Annotated in this window: 17 protein-coding genes; 3 read left to right on the plus strand and 14 right to left on the minus strand. The window is 31.4% G+C overall.

Annotated features, from left to right (window positions below; genetic code table 11):
- Window positions 1-47: 47 nt before the first annotated feature.
- The 3 genes from groL to K324_RS0111795 all read right to left on the minus strand — a co-directional run bounded on the left by groL (window position 48) and on the right by K324_RS0111795 (window position 3,056).
- A complete protein-coding gene (gene groL / locus K324_RS0111785) occupies window positions 48-1,670 on the minus strand; it encodes a chaperonin GroEL (RefSeq protein WP_026749309.1) in 1,623 nt (540 codons plus the stop codon).
- Window positions 1,671-1,897: 227 nt separating this feature from the next.
- The gene (locus K324_RS0111790) at window positions 1,898-2,161 is read right to left on the minus strand and encodes a co-chaperone GroES (RefSeq protein WP_021745275.1); all 264 of its coding nucleotides are present in this window, start codon (window positions 2,159-2,161) and stop codon (window positions 1,898-1,900) included.
- Between the two features lie 277 nt (window positions 2,162-2,438).
- A complete protein-coding gene (locus tag K324_RS0111795) occupies window positions 2,439-3,056 on the minus strand; it encodes a hypothetical protein (protein ID WP_026749310.1) in 618 nt (205 codons plus the stop codon).
- 294 nt (window positions 3,057-3,350) lie between these two features.
- On the opposite strand from K324_RS0111795, the gene K324_RS0111800 reads away from it, so the two are divergent.
- The 3 genes from K324_RS0111800 to K324_RS14910 all read left to right on the plus strand — a co-directional run bounded on the left by K324_RS0111800 (window position 3,351) and on the right by K324_RS14910 (window position 6,209).
- Window positions 3,351-4,613 carry an aspartate kinase gene (locus K324_RS0111800; protein WP_026749311.1) on the plus strand — a complete coding sequence of 421 codons (1,263 nt, stop codon included), beginning with the start codon at window positions 3,351-3,353 and terminating at the stop codon, window positions 4,611-4,613.
- Between the two features lie 66 nt (window positions 4,614-4,679).
- Entirely contained in the window at window positions 4,680-5,879 is a 1,200-nt protein-coding gene (locus K324_RS0111805) for a homoserine dehydrogenase (RefSeq protein WP_026749312.1), read from the plus strand.
- 51 nt (window positions 5,880-5,930) lie between these two features.
- Entirely contained in the window at window positions 5,931-6,209 is a 279-nt protein-coding gene (locus K324_RS14910) for a DUF7677 family protein (RefSeq protein WP_197738417.1), read from the plus strand.
- A 74-nt stretch (window positions 6,210-6,283) separates the two neighbouring features.
- Here K324_RS14910 and K324_RS0111815 read toward each other — a convergent pair whose 3' ends face one another.
- The 11 genes from K324_RS0111815 to K324_RS0111865 all read right to left on the minus strand — a co-directional run bounded on the left by K324_RS0111815 (window position 6,284) and on the right by K324_RS0111865 (window position 16,085).
- Window positions 6,284-8,032 (minus strand): 1-deoxy-D-xylulose-5-phosphate synthase, encoded by a 1,749-nt coding sequence (locus K324_RS0111815; protein WP_026749313.1) that lies wholly within the window; start codon window positions 8,030-8,032, stop codon window positions 6,284-6,286.
- A gap of 145 nt (window positions 8,033-8,177) precedes the next feature.
- Window positions 8,178-8,321, minus strand: a complete 144-nt coding sequence (locus K324_RS15880) for a hypothetical protein (RefSeq protein WP_155282881.1) — start codon at window positions 8,319-8,321, stop codon at window positions 8,178-8,180.
- Window positions 8,322-8,465: 144 nt separating this feature from the next.
- Window positions 8,466-8,741, minus strand: coding sequence for a helix-turn-helix domain-containing protein (locus K324_RS0111825; protein ID WP_026749314.1), 276 nt, complete (start codon window positions 8,739-8,741; stop codon window positions 8,466-8,468).
- A gap of 60 nt (window positions 8,742-8,801) precedes the next feature.
- Entirely contained in the window at window positions 8,802-9,131 is a 330-nt protein-coding gene (locus K324_RS0111830) for a type II toxin-antitoxin system PemK/MazF family toxin (protein ID WP_026749315.1), read from the minus strand.
- The gene (locus K324_RS0111835) at window positions 9,125-9,379 is read right to left on the minus strand and encodes an AbrB/MazE/SpoVT family DNA-binding domain-containing protein (protein ID WP_026749316.1); all 255 of its coding nucleotides are present in this window, start codon (window positions 9,377-9,379) and stop codon (window positions 9,125-9,127) included. Before K324_RS0111835 ends, K324_RS0111830 begins: the two co-directional genes overlap by 7 nt.
- A gap of 177 nt (window positions 9,380-9,556) precedes the next feature.
- Window positions 9,557-10,204: a hypothetical protein gene (locus K324_RS0111840; RefSeq protein ID WP_026749317.1), complete on the minus strand. Its 648-nt coding sequence runs from the start codon at window positions 10,202-10,204 to the stop codon at window positions 9,557-9,559.
- Between the two features lie 64 nt (window positions 10,205-10,268).
- Window positions 10,269-10,991, minus strand: a complete 723-nt coding sequence (locus K324_RS0111845) for a hypothetical protein (RefSeq protein ID WP_026749318.1) — start codon at window positions 10,989-10,991, stop codon at window positions 10,269-10,271.
- 21 nt (window positions 10,992-11,012) lie between these two features.
- Window positions 11,013-11,429 (minus strand): hypothetical protein, encoded by a 417-nt coding sequence (locus K324_RS0111850; protein WP_026749319.1) that lies wholly within the window; start codon window positions 11,427-11,429, stop codon window positions 11,013-11,015.
- 43 nt (window positions 11,430-11,472) lie between these two features.
- Window positions 11,473-13,608 carry a hypothetical protein gene (locus tag K324_RS0111855; protein WP_026749320.1) on the minus strand — a complete coding sequence of 712 codons (2,136 nt, stop codon included), beginning with the start codon at window positions 13,606-13,608 and terminating at the stop codon, window positions 11,473-11,475.
- Between the two features lie 54 nt (window positions 13,609-13,662).
- Window positions 13,663-14,805, minus strand: coding sequence for a YARHG domain-containing protein (locus K324_RS15295; protein WP_051354462.1), 1,143 nt, complete (start codon window positions 14,803-14,805; stop codon window positions 13,663-13,665).
- Window positions 14,806-14,912: 107 nt separating this feature from the next.
- Complete coding sequence (locus K324_RS0111865; protein ID WP_026749321.1) at window positions 14,913-16,085, minus strand: toxin-antitoxin system YwqK family antitoxin; 1,173 nt, start codon at window positions 16,083-16,085, stop codon at window positions 14,913-14,915.
- Window positions 16,086-16,244 lie beyond the last annotated feature (159 nt).

The following is a 16,244-nucleotide window of genomic DNA, read 5'->3' on the forward strand; positions in this document are numbered from 1 at the left end:
TCCAAAAATATTTTTTATTATTTTTATTTTAGAAAATACCTAAATTATTACATCATTCCTGGCATTCCCATTCCACCTGGCATTCCACCAGCTGGAGCTTCTTCCTTTTCATTTCCAACAGCAACTTCAGTTGTCAATAATACTGATGATACTGATACTGCGTTTTGGATTGCAGAACGTGTTACTTTGGCAGGATCGATGATTCCAGCTTTTACCATATCTACATATTCTTCTTTTGCGGCGTCAAATCCCGTTCCATTTTCAGAATTTTTTACTTTTTCAATTACAACACCTGCGTCAATTCCCGCATTGATAACAATTTGTCTAAGCGGTGCAGATAATGCTTTTTTCACGATTTCCACTCCAAGCCCTTCTTCGCCTTCCAATTTGAAGTCTTCGATAGCTTTTGCAATTTGAATCAAGATTGTTCCTCCTCCAGGCACAATTCCTTCTTCCACAGCTGCTTTTGTCGCATTCAAGGCATCTTCAATTCTCAATTTTCTTTCCTTCATTTCAGTTTCAGTTGCAGCCCCAACTTTAATTACAGCTACTCCCCCAGCTAATTTGGCAAGTCTTTCCTGTAATTTTTCCCTGTCATAATCAGAAGTTGTCTCAGCAATTGAATTTTTAATTTGTCCAATTCTTGCCTGAATTTCATCTTTTTCTCCAAGTCCGTCAACAATAACTGTGTTATCTTTAGTAATTCTAACTTTTTTAGCTTGCCCCAAGAAATTGATGTCAGCAGTTTCCAATTTGATTCCTTTTTCTTCAGAAATAACTTCTCCACCTGTCAAAATCGCAATATCCTGTAACATAGCCTTTCTTCTGTCCCCAAACGCAGGAGCCTTTACAGCGGCAATATTCAATGTTCCACGAAGTTTATTTACAACAAGAGTAGCAAGTGCTTCCCCTTCTACATCTTCAGCAATTATAAGCATTGGACGTCCTAATTCCACTGTTTTTTCCAAGATTGGCAATAATTCCTTCATATTTGAAACTTTTTTATCTGTGATTAAAATAAATGGATTGTCCATTTCCACAACCATTCTTTCAGAATCTGAAACCATGTAAGGCGATAAATATCCGTTGTCAAACTGCATTCCTTCCACAACTTCCAAAGTTGTATCCAAAGAACGTGCTTCTTCAACAGTAATAACTCCAGATTCTCCAACTTTTTCCATAGCCTGAGCGATTAGCTGCCCTATTTCCGCATCTCCTGCTGAAATTGCTCCAACTTGTGCGATTTCTTCATTTGATTCCACTTTTTTAGCTCTTTTTGTAAGCTCTTCAATAACTTTTTTAGAAGCAAATTCCATTCCACGTCTTATAAATACAGGATTTGCTCCAGAAGCTACCATTTTTAGCCCTTCTTTGATTAAAGCCTGTGCCAGTACAGTTGCAGTAGTTGTCCCATCTCCTGCCACATCATTTGATTTTGTAGCTACTTCCTTTACAATCTGTGCCCCAAGATTTTCAATTGGATCTTTAAGTTCGATTTCTTTTGCAATTGTAACACCATCATTTGTAATCATTGGTGCTCCAAATCCTCTGTCTAAGACTACATTTCTTCCTTTTGGCCCAAGTGTAATTTTTACGGCGTCAGCTAGTGTGTCTACTCCCACTTCAAGTGCTTTTCTCGCATCTTCATTAAATTTTATTATTTTTCCCATTTTTAATTTTCTCCTTCTAAATTTTGTAATTTTTTTATTGTAGAATTTTAAACTTTCTATTAATTACAATATTTTTATAATATTAATTTCTACAATTTTCTTTGGTTAAATTTTAATATAAAAAAACTATATTTATTGAATTTTTGTATTATCGCTTTTAAAATTATCCAAATTTTTGTAAATATTTATTGCGAAATTCTTTTATTTACATAATTTTATATTTTTTATTATTCAACAATTGCCAAAACATTGTCTTTTTCTAAGATTAAGTAACTTTCTTCTCCATCCTTAACTTCCGTTCCAGAATATTTCTCAAAAATTACTTTATCCCCTACTTTAACTTCCTCAATTTTTGAACCAACGGCTAAAACTTCTCCAATTATTGGTTTTTCCTTTGAAGCTGTCCCTGGCAATACAATTCCACTTTTTGTAACTTCTTCCTGCTCTGTCTGTTTTATTAAAACTCTTTCTCCCAATGGTTTAATTATCATTTTTTCCTCCTGTTTACATTTTTAATTTAAATTTTTTAGCACTCTGCACATTTAAGTGCTAACAACATAATAATACATTTTTAAAAATTTTGCAAGTCTTTTTTTCAATTTTTTCATATTATTTTTATTTTTCGCTGCACTTGGCTTGACAATATGTCAGCTTTATGTCATAAATTGTTTCTGATAACATTTGCTTTTTCGTTTATTTTGATTTTTTTGGTAAAGATAAATTTCAAATGTTAGAAAAAATGACTCATTTCTGAGCCATTTGATTTTTTTATTTTTTACTTTTATCTTTATAATAACTTTCCCGTATTTCTTTTAAGATTTTTTGAGCCTTGTCATTTTGCTCTTTTGTATGCCTTACAGCTTCGACATTTCCTTTACTGTCAGATTTTATTGTGATTTTATCTGTACTTTTGGGAGTCTTTGCTGGCTTAGCTACTTTATTTCCGCTAAAATAACTTGCTCTTGCTGCTTTTAATGCTTTTTTTGCTCTTTTCATTTCCTCGGGTGTCAATTCACGTTTTACAGTTGGCGCTGGCGGTTCATATACCGGTGCTGTGTTTGTTATTCGTACTTTTTGTTTGTCCTTTGCCTTTGTTTCTTTTCGCTCAATAGCCTGCTGTTTTTTTTCTGTTTTTTCTTCAATTAACATTTTTTCACGTTCGGCTTTTTCCTGCTGGAGCAATCTTTCGCGTTCGGCTTTTTCTTCAGCCAGTTTTCTTGCCTTTTCTTCCTTTTCCCTAGCTTTTTCCGCTTCAATCTGCTCCTTTTGATTTTTGTAGTAATCATCCCTCACTTTTCTTAAGATTGTTTGTGTTCCAATAGCTAGCAATGGGATTCCTACTGCCAGAATTGAAGTTATAATTATCAATTTCTTTTTATTCTTCATAACATTCCTCCTGATTTTACTTTAAAAATAAAGTAAATTAAAATATACTTGAATTATTTTAAAAAAAAATATCAACTATATCTTACCTACTAAATAGTACCATATTTATTTTATTTTTTCAATTTATTTTTACTTATATTGTTTTTAATAAATCCCAAAATATTTCGCCTAATTTTTTAAAAACCTTTGTAGAAGAATAACAAATATATTAAATTGCCTTGCTTTTTTATTTAGAATATGTTATTCTTTGCTTGTAAAAATATTGAAATATGTTTAAATGAAATAGGAGGTAAAATGGCTTTAATTATACAAAAATATGGTGGAACTTCCGTTGCTGATGCAACACGTGTAAAAGAAGTCGCAAAACGAGTTGTAAAGTATAAAAAAGCTGGACATGATGTAATAGTTGTTGTGTCTGCTCCAGCTGGACGGACTGACGCATTGATAAAAAGGGCGTATGAATTGTCAGCTTCCCCAAACAAACGTGAATTTGATATGCTTTTGACATCAGGAGAGCAGATTTCTATTGCATCACTTGCGATTGCGATTGCTGATTTAGGCGAAAAGGCAGTTTCATTAAATGCTTTTCAAGTTAATTTTAAAACAACATCTGTGCATACAAAGGCTAAAATTATTGACATTGATACACAAATTATACAGGAAAAGCTGGATGAGGGAAATGTAGTGGTATTTGCCGGATTTCAGGGAATTACAGAAAATAATGAGATTACTACGCTTGGACGTGGTGGTTCTGATACAACCGCTGTTGCATTGGGAGCGGCTCTTAATGCTGATGAAGTGGAAATTTACACCGATGTTGACGGAGTTTACACGGCTGATCCGAGAATTGTAAAAAATGCAAGAAAGCTAAAAACAATTTCATATCAGGAAATGTTGGAACTGGCTGCCTCAGGGGCAAAAGTGCTTCATCCAAGATCAGTCGAAATTGCTGCCAAATACGGTATAAAGATACATTTACGTTCATCATTTGATGATTCTACAGGAACGATTGTCCAAAGGGAAGAGGGATTTGATGAAATAGGAAATCAAAACATTGACACAAAAGGAGAAGCTATGGAAAAAGTAAAAATCGCAGGTATCACATCTTCTAAAAACGAAGGAAAAATCACACTTTTTGGAGTGCCTGACAAACCAGGAATCGCTGCAAAAGTATTTTCCAGACTGGCAAAGGAAAAAATCAATACTGACATAATTTTACAAAGTTCAAGCAGAAATAAAGAATTAAATAACATTTCATTTACTGTAAAAAGCGACGACTTGAAGGAAGCTGTTGCCATTTCAGAGCAAATAAAGGAAAAAATTGGAGCGGAAGGTGTTTCTTTTGAAGAAAAAATCGCAAAGGTTTCTGTCGTTGGAATCGGATTAAAAAGCCATTATGAAACTACATCTGAAATTTTTGACATCCTTGCTGAAAATAACATAAACATTGATATGATTTCTTGCTCTGAAATTAATGTTTCGTGCATTATTCATGAAAAAGATATAGATAAGGCTGTAACTGCACTTCACAAAAGATTTATCGAAATTGATGATTAATGAAGAATGAAAAGGACAAAAAATAAAACAAAAAACAGATAACCGAAAGGGAGGACTTTAAAAAGTATGAAAATAGGAATTATTGGATTGGGAACTGTCGGAGAGGGAGTTCTTAAAGTATTAACAAACGAAAAGGAAAGCATTTTTGAAAAATCAAGAGCCGATATTAAAGTAAAATATGCCTGTGATTTAAACATTAACCGTGATTTTTCTTTTGATTTTGACAAATCAATCCTTATAAACGACTATAAGAAAATCTTAAACGATCCTGAAATCAAGATTGTTGTGGAGCTAATCGGTGGAGAAACTATCGCAAAACAAATAATTATCGAGGCCTTTGAAGCTAAAAAAAGCGTTGTTACAGCAAACAAGGCTTTAATCGCAAAATACGGAGTGGAATTATTCCAACGTGCAAAACAAAATGGCGTATCATTCCTGTTTGAAGCTGCTGTTGGTGGAGGAATCCCTATTGTAACACCTTTAATGGAAAGTCTGGTTGCAAATACAGTTACTGAAATTCGTGGAATTATGAACGGAACTTCAAACTATATTTTAACAAAAATGAAAGAGGACAACTTGTCATTTGATGAAGCATTAAAAATTGCCTCTGAGAAAGGTTATGCAGAAGCTAATCCTACATTTGACGTGGATGGAATTGATGCGGGACATAAAATCAACATCCTTGCCTCACTTGCCTACGGAGGTTCAATCAAGTTTAAAGATATGCAATTATCAGGAATAAGAGAAATCAGCACTGTTGACATCTTCTCAGCAAACCATCTAAACTCAACAATAAAATTAATAGCAAGCTCAAAATTATTGTCTGAAACATCAGCACAAATTTCAGTAGAGCCAACATTAATTCCAAATAGTGAAATTTTAGCAAAAGTTGACGATGTTTACAACGCAATAGAAACAACAGGTTCTTACACAGACAAGACTTTATTCTATGGAAAAGGGGCGGGAATGGATCCAACTGCCTCAGCTGTAGTGGCAGACATCGTAAAAATTGTAACAAGAAATCACATTGAATCAGATTATTTCTTTAATTCTACAAAAGTATTTGAAATTGTAGACTCAAACACAATAAAAAATTCTTACTACATAAGAGTTTCTGATGACTTTGACATAGAAAATTCACCATTTGAGCTAATAAATCAAATTGAAAGTTACTACATCATCTTGACAAATAATATTTCAAAAAATGAAATTAATGAGATTTTGAAGGATGCGAAGGAAAAGCTTGTATTAAGAATTATGAAATAGAATATTTAAGAAAGACTAACTATAAAAAGGAGCAGTAAGACAATTTTCATATTGGCTTTTAATGGAACTTTAGGTTATGATATTCTTGAGGGAATTGATTATTTATCAACCGTGAAAGAAGAACCTAGTTGCGGAGAACTCGCTTTTGCTATCTTTATGAACAATTTAGAGGTAGATTCAGAAGGAAAAGTCTTAAACTATAAGTATTGTGAAAATCGTGCTGCAGAATATATTAAAAGTTATCATAATCCGAATTTCATTATGACTCCTAAACCGGAACAATGGGAAACTGATCTTCATCCAGTTAGTGAAGAGAGTTACACTTATTAATAAGCAAAAAATCAGGAACGCAATTTAATTTTTAAGTTCATTCCTGATTTTATTTTACATAAATTTTAAATTAATTATTTTACAATGTTTAAAATATCCTGTGCAATCTGCTCTTTTGTTAATCTATTACTTTTAAACGCCACATCTGGAGCCACTCTATCAGTAAATTCTTTCTTAATACCATAATTTAACACTTTCATATCAGAAGTTCCATAAAATCTCGCAATTTTTTCTCCAAATCCACCGTCAATTACACCATCTTCCAATGTAATAACTAATTTGTGTTCCGCTTTTAATTCGTTTAACAATGTTTCATCAAGCCCTGAGGCATATCTTGGGTTAATTAATGTTGCATTGATTCCATTTTCTTTTAAAAGCTCTTTTACTTCTTTTCCTAATTTGTAAAAGTTACCTAACCCTAAAATTGCCACGTCTTTTCCTTTTTCAGTAACAAGATATTTATTTAAGTCGCTAAAATCTTTTTGTACGTTCCCTGTATCTTCTGACAATTGAGATGGCACTCTTATCGCAACTGGGTGTCCTTTGTATTCGATTGACCATTCTAACATTGCGAAGTATTCTTCCTTGCTTGTTGGAGCTAGGAATACGATGTTTGGAATATTTGACACTAATGAGATATCAAACCAGCATAAATGAGTTACATCGCTCATTCCGCCTAGTCCCCCACCGAAAATAAGAATGGTAGCTGGATTATTATTTATTGCCAAATCTTGTGAAAGCTGATCATAAGTTCTTTGAATAAATGTACTGAAAACTCCGTATATTGGTTTTCCGCCATTTTTAGCCATTCCTGAAATCATCGCCACAGCCTGCTCTTCTGCAATTCCAACATCAATAAACTGTTTTGCAAATTTTTCTCTTCTATCCTTTGTAAATCCTAAAACAGTCGGTGTTCCAGAAGTTACAACAGCTACTGTCGAATCTCTTTCCATTTTATCCATCAGAAATTCAGCAGTATCGTTACTTAACCCGCCAGAATAATTTACTTTGCTTTCTCCTGTTTTTGGATCAAAAGGCATTCCATAGTGCCAAGTTTCCTTATCCTTTTCAGCGTAAGACAGCCCTTTTCCTTTTTGAGTATGCACGTGAACGACTATCGGATGGTTAATGTCTTTTACCCTTTCAAAAACTTCTATCAGAGCGTCCAAATCATTTCCTTTATCCACATAAACATAGTCAAGCCCCAACGATTTAAAATAATTATTTTGAGCCTGTCCATTACTTTCTCTTAATTCTCTTAAATTTTTGTAAAGCCCTCCGTGATTTTCAGCAATCGACATATCATTGTCATTTGCAATAATAATCATATTTGTACCAAGTTCAGAAGCCACATTAAGCCCTTCGAATGCCTCACCGCCACTAAGAGAACCATCCCCAATAATTGCAATTATATTTTCTTTTGCACTTCGTAAATCTCTCGCTTTAGCAAGTCCAGTAGCCAAGCTCACAGATGTTGAAGTATGCCCTACTTTAAAGAAATCATGCTCACTTTCATCTTGATTGGTATACCCCGAAACTTCCGAATACTTATCCAAATCTAAAAATCCAAATTTTCTCCCAGTAATAATTTTATGTGGATAACATTGATGCGAAACATCAAACACAAATTTATCAACAGGCGAATTAAACACCTTGTGCAACGCAATTATTAACTCAACTGCTCCAAAGTCAGGCCCCACATGTCCCCCTTTATTACTAACTCTGTGAAGCATTGCCTCCCTAATATCCTGAGCCAGTACAGCCAATTCTTCTTTATTCAATTTTTTCAAATCCTCTGGCGAATTTACCTTTTCTAATGCCATCTTTTCCCTCCTAAAATTATTATTAATTAAAATATTTTTAGTAAATTACTGTTGTCCAGTTTTAAAATATAAATTATTATTTTTGAGAATTTTATCACTTATTTTAATATCTAAACTATTAAAATCCACACTGTTAGCAATAAATCTACGAATTGTACTTTTTTAATTCTATTTCTTTTGAATCCAATATTTCCATCATTAATTTTTTAAATAATCTTCTTAAAATTTTATCTTCGATTGAATCAATGTCATTGTTTATTTTATATTTTAAATTATCTAAATAATCCATCAAACTGTCTCTCAATAATTTTCACTACATTTACACCCAGATTTTAACAAATATCCCTTATAATTTCAAATGCTTTTTTCTTATTAGTGATTATGCCTTTTAGTAATGCCTGATATTTGTAAAATGTGCCTTTGTAAATTAAAATTATTCAAATGAAATTACTAACTTTTTACCAAATGCAGCTGCCAGCTTTTTCAATGTTTTTAATGAAGGATTAGCATTTCCATTCTCTATTTTACTTATATCTCCCTGAGTTATCCCCGTCAAATCCGACAATTCTTTCTGCGTAATATTTTTATCTTTTCTTGCCACAATAATTTCTCTTATAATCTGAAATTCAGCCTCAAGACTCTCATATTCTTTTCTAAATTCTTCATCTTTTAACTGTTCATTCAAAGAATCTCTAAAATATCTACTCATTTTCTTCACTCCTTTTCAATTTTTATGTGTTATATCATATAAAAATTTTTATTTAATTCTTTAACAAATCTCAATTTCAGAAAAAATAATATCAATTACATTCTCCAAAATATCTTCAGGAACTGATTCAACAAATTTATATGGCCTTGCATTTATATCAAGTGCCTTTATATGCTGGCACATAATAAATCCTGTTGTAGTTGTACGTTCATCTAAACCTACATGAAGTGGAAAATCACTTTCTGTATTTGTAATAGGACATAAAATAGTTAAATTTGTCTTTTCGTTAAAAAAATTATTACTTACTACAAGAGCAGGACGATAACCAGCCTGCTCATGTCCTGCTTGTGGATTAAAATTTATTTTTATAATATCTCCCTGTTTTACCATATTTCCTCCCCTTTTGGTTCTCCCCAATCTATTTCCTGAGCTTTATACTCTCCTTCATAATTTGCAAAAAGCTCTTCTATGCTTTTTCTTTTTCTTTTATTTTCAGCTTTTCTGATTTTTATGTTACCTTCTTCCACAATAATTTCTAATTTATCATTATTTTCCCATTCCAAAAGTTCCATAAGAGTTTTGGGAAGTCTTATTCCCTGTCCGTTTCCCCATTTGGAAATAGTTGTCGATAATGTCATAAAAATCCCTCCTTTATCCGTATATATATAGTATATACATTAAATTATAAAAAGTCAATATTAATTTTCATAAAAATCAAAAAGACAAACCTTTCTAACACTAGATTCCCCAATAATCCTCCAATGTCAAAAGATTTGTCCTAAAAATATTATTTTTTATAATACGAAAGTTTAAAGTTAATTAAATTTTTTCCCATTAATAAAGATTTCAGCTTCAGGATTTGTTGAATCAAACCATGCAAAGTTTCCATTTTCTGCCTTTCCGTTTTTCATTGCCAACGTAGTTACTGTCAGTTGATTATCCCAAATATGCATAGCTAAATTATGATCTAAATATATGTCACCGCTAATTTCCTTTTCTTTACCTGATTTATCTCTTGAAAAACATCCAAGTACATATCGCTTATCGATAAAATCTATAATTTCATATACTGGAAATTCGACATATCCATAAAATGACCTACGTCCTATTTCATATAAAAATCCTCCTGGTATTATTCTGCACTCTATATAATTTACTTTAGTTCCTGTTCCTTGCAAATCTCTATGTTTATATATAGCATTTCTTTCTCTCGAATATATATCCTTTTCATATTGATAATCATTTTTATCAAAAGGATTTACAATGATTTTAGTTCCATATTCATCTGTTATTAAATACCCCCTAGTTCCACCACTTTTCCCAGAACTATTTGATGAAGATGATGAATTGCTTGATCCAGTTCCAGTTATTGCATTTTTTAATTTTTTCCAAAAATCTGCCTTTGCTGGGATTGTTACTGCAAACAGCATTAATAATGTTGTTAAAATTAGTCTTTTTTTCATAAAAAATCCCTTTCGTTCTTTGCTTTATAATTATATTTTTTTATTCTACTCTAAAAATTTATTTTTACTCAAAATTTTTTCTTTTAGCTTCTTGCCTTTCTTTAATTTCTTTTGCTTCTTTTTCAGTAATTATTCTTCTATCAGGATGCACACCTCTATTTCTTTGCAGTTCATACGTACTTAGAGTTTCGCTATCTTGTTTATCTCGTATATAAAAACTTGTAATTCCTAAAAATTTAAATAAGAAATAAAGTGCTACCCCCATCAATGCTAATGGTAATGCAACCACTATTAAAACTGCTGTTCCAATCATTTTCAAAAGTAAAAGTATATATTTTTTTGTAGTTGTAGCTTCTTCTCTTCCAATATTTTTTTTATCAGTTAAATACTCTTCAGTTTGTACCATAAAAATACTATAACTTCCAAATAAAGATGAAGATAATATTACTACACACCCTATATCTCTAAACGGCCAATTTAATCTGGCAAATTCTCCAAGAATAATATATGCAACTATATATACAGCTCCTGCAACAAAAAATAAAAATATCCCAACAGCTATACCAAAAAGTCCATAAAGCATAGCATAAGTAATCCAGACTTTCCCCTTTGTAACGCCTTCAATAGGTTTAAATTTAATTGATTCAACTATCCCATAAAAATATAACGCAATAATAGCCAGTACAATAATTTTTGTTATTATAGAAAATTCCATTATTGAAAAATAATTTGAAATCAAAAAGTTCAAATATTTGTTAAAAATATTTAAAATAAAGTTTTCAGGCACAACATTCTCCTTTCTGTGATATTATTTTTTATTTAATTTATCATATCTTTTTGCCAACTCAAGAGTTCTATTTTTATAAATTTCTGTTGTGTCATTAAGAAACTCTATAATTGCACCATTTCCAAAACCTTTTGATTCTATTCTTTCCTTATCAAGATTAACAACCTTTTTTTCTACATTTTTTTGTTCTAGTGCAAGTTTTTTTCTTTCCGACTCAGAAACTTTTTTTGAATACAAGTTATAAATTTTATTCATTTCTGCTTTCCAGGACTTATCCAATTTATCCAGTATATCAACTGCTATTCCCAATGGCTCGCTATCTGCTTCCGCTCTTAATTTTCTTTCTATCGGAGTCATCTTTTTTAATACATCCTGTTCATATCCTGCAAATGCCACACAACTTAGCATAACTCCTAATAATAAAATCATTTTTTTCATAAAAAATCCCTTTCCTCTCTTATATATTTTTATTTTTATAAAATTAATTTAATATCGTAAACCCTTCCGAAGCCATTGTTGCTTCCACTTCAGCCAAATTATTGTACTGATCTCCGCCATAACTATTCTTAGGCTTTAAATTTTCATAAGAAACGATGTTTTTATTTTTGTCAAGAACAATGTTACCTATTCCGATTGCTTCAAAACTTTCGCCTGCAAAAAATCCAGTTGTAGTTTTTTGAATGAAATATTTGATTTCCAAGTTTCCATCTTCGTTTTTCTTATAATATATATTTGATAAATTAAAGTTATTGTATTTGTCTGCTTCCACTTTCTTTTCAAGTTCTTTTTGTGCCACTTTTGTTACATAATTTTTCAAGTCTTTTACTTGATTTACTTCTGTGGCGTATTCTGGAAGCCCTTCAACTTTTACTTTGAATTTTGTGTTTTTTGTACGGATTTTCATACGTTTTGCTGTTTCCTTGTCGTATTCTACCGTAACGTCTACTACATCCCCATTTTTTAGCCCTTCTGCCTGAGAAAATACAAAATTAACTTGTCCAGATTCTGCAAATTCATCAGTTTTGCTTGGCTTTTTACCAGTTCCTGCAATTTTTTCCAGTGGAGAATTAGGATTTACAACTGTTGTCGCCACAGCTTTTCCTGAAACTCCGTCAATTTGGACTGTATAGTATTTGCTTGCATCAAAAGTATTTAAGAATATAAAGTTTGCACATATATAATATATTGCAATTAATCCGACAGCTCCCAATCCGATGGCTTTATATTTTTTCTTTTTTTCAGGATCCAATGCGTTTATTTTTTCTATTCCTGTATTAATCTCAGATTTTATATCGTCAGTTTCTATATTTTTCCCTTTAAAAACAAAGAGATAATTGGTTACCGCTGAACCTAGAGCTGCTATAAATGTTCCAACTATCGAAATTTTTACCAGCCCAAAATTTGGTGCTGAGCCTGTCAATGCTCCAAATGCACCTGAAATTGAAGTAAGAGCCTTTATAACGCCATTTACTGAATACATTTCCAGCAGTCCAAAAATTATTAGTCCGCCAATAAAGTAATAATTCAGATTTTTTAATTTCTGAATATTATTTTCCTTTTTTGCTTTCAGGTAAATCAGTACAGAAACAGCAATTATGGCAATCATAATTAAGTTCATTATCCCCTGCATCGTTTTTGCCTGCGACAAAAATCCCATTCCCTCTCCAAGAGTTTTTACTCCCGAATTAAACATACCTTCCAAACTTCCTGAACTGGCATTATCCGCAAAATCCTTTGCATTGGAATTTAATCCGTTTGCTTTTATTCCGCCGTAAAGTAGCATAGCCGACACGACAACGCTTAACCAGAATATTATTTTCAAGAAAAGTTTATTTTCAGCATTATCTTTTGCCATAAGATTATCCAAAAATCCCTTTTGTAAATTATTATTAAAATTACTTGCAGGATTATTTGCAACTGAAATATTTTCATTTCCTTGAATATCATTTTGAACATTATTTATATTATTTTCAACATTTTTATTATTAACTGTATTGGCAAAATTATCAGTGTTGTTTCTAACAGACACATTGTTAGCCGCACTAGCTGCATTACCAGTCTTATCAAATACAATGGGATAATTTTTTAACAATGTCATCAAAGAAAAAACAAGACATCCTAAAATTCCAACCAGATATAAAACTATAATCAGATTTCCAAATATATCCGCAATTCCCAATTTTCCAAGTATAACCAAAATAATTATTCCAGATTGGCAGATTGCCAGCCTAAACGGATTTGCATAATTCGGAAGTTTCATTTTTCCTATAACATTTGATTGTAACGCATCACTTCTTATTTTAAATACGGCAACAATATTTATTATATTTGCAACTCCAAACACAATAAGGACAATAATTATCAAGCCTAGCGAATTATATGCCCCCTGTGCTTCCCCCAGCAATCCGCCAAGATTTCCACCACCAATCTGTCCAAAAATACTGAACATTTTCACAAGTACAAATGCCAGCACTCCAAAAATTATTGCACTTAGCCAGAACAGCAGTTTTATTTCCCCAACTTGTATTAAACTGCCTGTCTTCTGATTATTTATGTTGTTTCCTACAGAATTATTTGCATTGTTCTCTGTATCATTTATATTTTTATTATTATCCATTTTTCCTCCTAAATATAGTAAAATTATTTTAAAATTTGAATTGAAAAGCTACGACTATTCTTTTTCTTTCAATATAAGAACAAATCTTTTTTCTTCCGGGCTTAATATTTCATCACTGTCATATATGCCCCTATACCAGCTTTTTTGTGAAAAATAACTTGCATATTTCGGATTTTTAAATTTATACCCTTTTTTAGCAAACATTGTATTTCTTATATATCCTATCTTTTCTTTGGAAAAAGTATTCAATATCGCTGTATTATTTTTGTGCATTACTTCATCGTATACTCTGTCCAAAAGTTCCAAGTCGCTGTCTTGTCCAGTTGGAGCAGGTTGAGGCTGTGTCGCTGTATTTACAGGAGCTGGAGCAGGTTGTGGAGTTACAGCGGCATTTTGTGGCATTTGAGATGCTGCAACCGAAGCATCAAGCAGTTCTCCAAACATTCTCATTCCATTGCTAAATTCCATATTAATATCAGCAAGTTCCCGTATTTCAGACAATACTTCGCTTTTATCACTCTTAGAATCCATTTTATATTTTTTCTCAAGAATTTTTCCTTGCGTTATATCATAAATATACTTAACCTTGTAATTTCCGCCATTTTCGGAAATTATTGAACTTATTGACTGCACATTTTCCTCTTCCACATCCGCATTCAGATTATCAAAAATTTTCCCATTTATCTCCATTCTTCCAGTCGCATTCTCAAGATTTATAAAATACGAATTTTTTCCATACTTTGTACTAACTGTGGCAGGAGTCTTTTTTGACATATATGAATTTGAATTAGAATCAGCAGTCAAACCAATTTCAGTAGTTATACCATTTTCTGTTACAGAAAAACTAACCAGATTTCCTTGCTTATAAACTTCAGTTCTCTTTATTCCACTTAACTTATAGTTTATTTCTGCTTCCCCTTCAATTTTCCCATTACTTACGTAAATATACCCACTTTTAACGTTATTATCAAATATAACTTTACCATTAAAAATATTCCCCTGATAATAAATAAAATCATTCTCTATTTTAAAGTCCGCCTGATTTAACGCAACCGTCGGCCCTTGCGGATTTTGTATTTTTTCCTGTTTAACTGTGCTGGCAGTTGCAGAATTTTTACCATTTCCAGTTTCATCTTTCTTATTGCCGCAAGATATTATAAAAGCAAGCATAAGAATTGCTACTCCTAATTTTTTCATAAAGTTTTACACTTCCTTTCTGAATATTTGTATTTTAATAATATTGTTCCTAACTATTTATGATATGTCTCTAATTTATAAAAACCATAATTTAAAAATAATTTATCTTACTTAATTACAGGATTTTTAAAAAATTCCCTTATTTCTTTTGGATTCCTGTTAGATTCAAATTCTTTAGAAACTTCCAAGTTTTCAACAAAACTTAACTTGCTTTCAGAAGGAACCTTGCAATTAGTCTTGTAGTATTTCACAAGAAAATCGTTGTCATTTAATTCAGTATATTTCTTTGCAGTTTTCTTGGCATCTCTGGATATTTTTAATAAATATGAGCCTATAATATCTGTAACAGGATCATCTTTAAATATACGATAGTGAACAAATAACATTCCTATTGAAGAACAGTAAGGCTTGCTCCCGAAAAGTTCAACAGTTCCCTTATAAAATTCTTCAGTTAATCCTTTCATTTTGAAATCCTTCAATGTCTGGAAAAAGTAGTCTCTATTCTCAACATTCACTTTATAAGTTCCATCCTGCAAAATAAATCCTGAAAATTTGTCCACTTTATTTGAAGTTACAATCTCATCATTTCTATAAACTCCATCCCGAATCAATCTTCCTTTATTGTTATAAACTTGAAATGCCCCATTTTTAGTAAATATAATTGATACAACTAAAACACGTCCTTCATTTTTTTCTCTATATGAAGCCTCAACTTTTTCTACAGTTTCAATATTTCCTTCTCTTTTATGATATGTCATTATTCCATTATATCCAGAAGTTTGAGTATATGTAAAATCTAAACTTCCGTCATGTTTATATTTCTTTAAAAGTAGTATTATGTCATCTTTATAAATTCTTGCTGATTGTAGTTGCCCATCATCATAGTATGACTTTCCTTCCCCTTCATATTTTTCATTCTTGATTTCATTTTCCAAATAAACTTGTCCATTATCATAGTAAACATAACTTTTTCCATTCTGTTTTCCATTTTTATAAAAGTAAACTCCTATTATCTTTCCTTTGTGATTAGCAATTCCAACTCCAGCAAAATTTGTACTAGGATTAATTACTTCTCCATTTTTGCTTATCTGAAGATTTGTTATAGCATTTACATCAATATATTTAAGTTTATTATAATTACTCAATCTTGAAAGTCCCTTTACCGTTCCCAATTTTACTCCAAATGAAATCGTGCTTATCATAAGAGCTGCTACTAACATCATTACTTTTCCTAGATAATTTTGCACTTTTGAATTTTTTTCAAAAAAATAACATCTCATTTTAGTACCTCCTATTTTTATTAAAATTATTTTATTACAAAATTTTAAATTATATTAAAGTTTAGTAAAACAAAAGCTGTTTTCAAATTTGATTTTTAGTTTTTTCGCTTAATATCTTCAAACATCAAATTATTTTTTTAGTTAAAAAATACTCATTTT

The sequence above is a fragment of the Leptotrichia trevisanii DSM 22070 genome (assembly GCF_000482505.1).
Taxonomy (GTDB): domain Bacteria; phylum Fusobacteriota; class Fusobacteriia; order Fusobacteriales; family Leptotrichiaceae; genus Leptotrichia; species Leptotrichia trevisanii.

Excerpts from the sequence above, each read along its gene's own strand:
- K324_RS0111830 (WP_026749315.1), bottom strand. The coding sequence starts at position 9,131 with ATGGTAAAACAGGGAGATATTATAAAAATAAATTTTAATCCACAAGCA.
- K324_RS0111835 (WP_026749316.1), bottom strand. The coding sequence starts at position 9,379 with ATGACATTATCGACAACTATTTCCAAATGGGGAAACGGACAGGGAATA.
- K324_RS0111850 (WP_026749319.1), bottom strand. The coding sequence starts at position 11,429 with ATGAAAAAAATGATTTTATTATTAGGAGTTATGCTAAGTTGTGTGGCA.
- K324_RS0111855 (WP_026749320.1), bottom strand. The coding sequence starts at position 13,608 with ATGGATAATAATAAAAATATAAATGATACAGAGAACAATGCAAATAAT.
- groL (WP_026749309.1), bottom strand. The coding sequence starts at position 1,670 with ATGGGAAAAATAATAAAATTTAATGAAGATGCGAGAAAAGCACTTGAA.
- K324_RS0111805 (WP_026749312.1), top strand. The coding sequence starts at position 4,680 with ATGAAAATAGGAATTATTGGATTGGGAACTGTCGGAGAGGGAGTTCTT.
- K324_RS15295 (WP_051354462.1), bottom strand. The coding sequence starts at position 14,805 with ATGAAAAAATTAGGAGTAGCAATTCTTATGCTTGCTTTTATAATATCT.
- K324_RS0111815 (WP_026749313.1), bottom strand. The coding sequence starts at position 8,032 with ATGGCATTAGAAAAGGTAAATTCGCCAGAGGATTTGAAAAAATTGAAT.
- K324_RS0111825 (WP_026749314.1), bottom strand. The coding sequence starts at position 8,741 with ATGAGTAGATATTTTAGAGATTCTTTGAATGAACAGTTAAAAGATGAA.
- K324_RS15880 (WP_155282881.1), bottom strand. The coding sequence starts at position 8,321 with ATGGATTATTTAGATAATTTAAAATATAAAATAAACAATGACATTGAT.
- K324_RS0111800 (WP_026749311.1), top strand. The coding sequence starts at position 3,351 with ATGGCTTTAATTATACAAAAATATGGTGGAACTTCCGTTGCTGATGCA.
- K324_RS0111790 (WP_021745275.1), bottom strand. The coding sequence starts at position 2,161 with ATGATAATTAAACCATTGGGAGAAAGAGTTTTAATAAAACAGACAGAG.
- K324_RS0111795 (WP_026749310.1), bottom strand. The coding sequence starts at position 3,056 with ATGAAGAATAAAAAGAAATTGATAATTATAACTTCAATTCTGGCAGTA.
- K324_RS0111840 (WP_026749317.1), bottom strand. The coding sequence starts at position 10,204 with ATGAAAAAAAGACTAATTTTAACAACATTATTAATGCTGTTTGCAGTA.
- K324_RS0111865 (WP_026749321.1), bottom strand. The coding sequence starts at position 16,085 with ATGAGATGTTATTTTTTTGAAAAAAATTCAAAAGTGCAAAATTATCTA.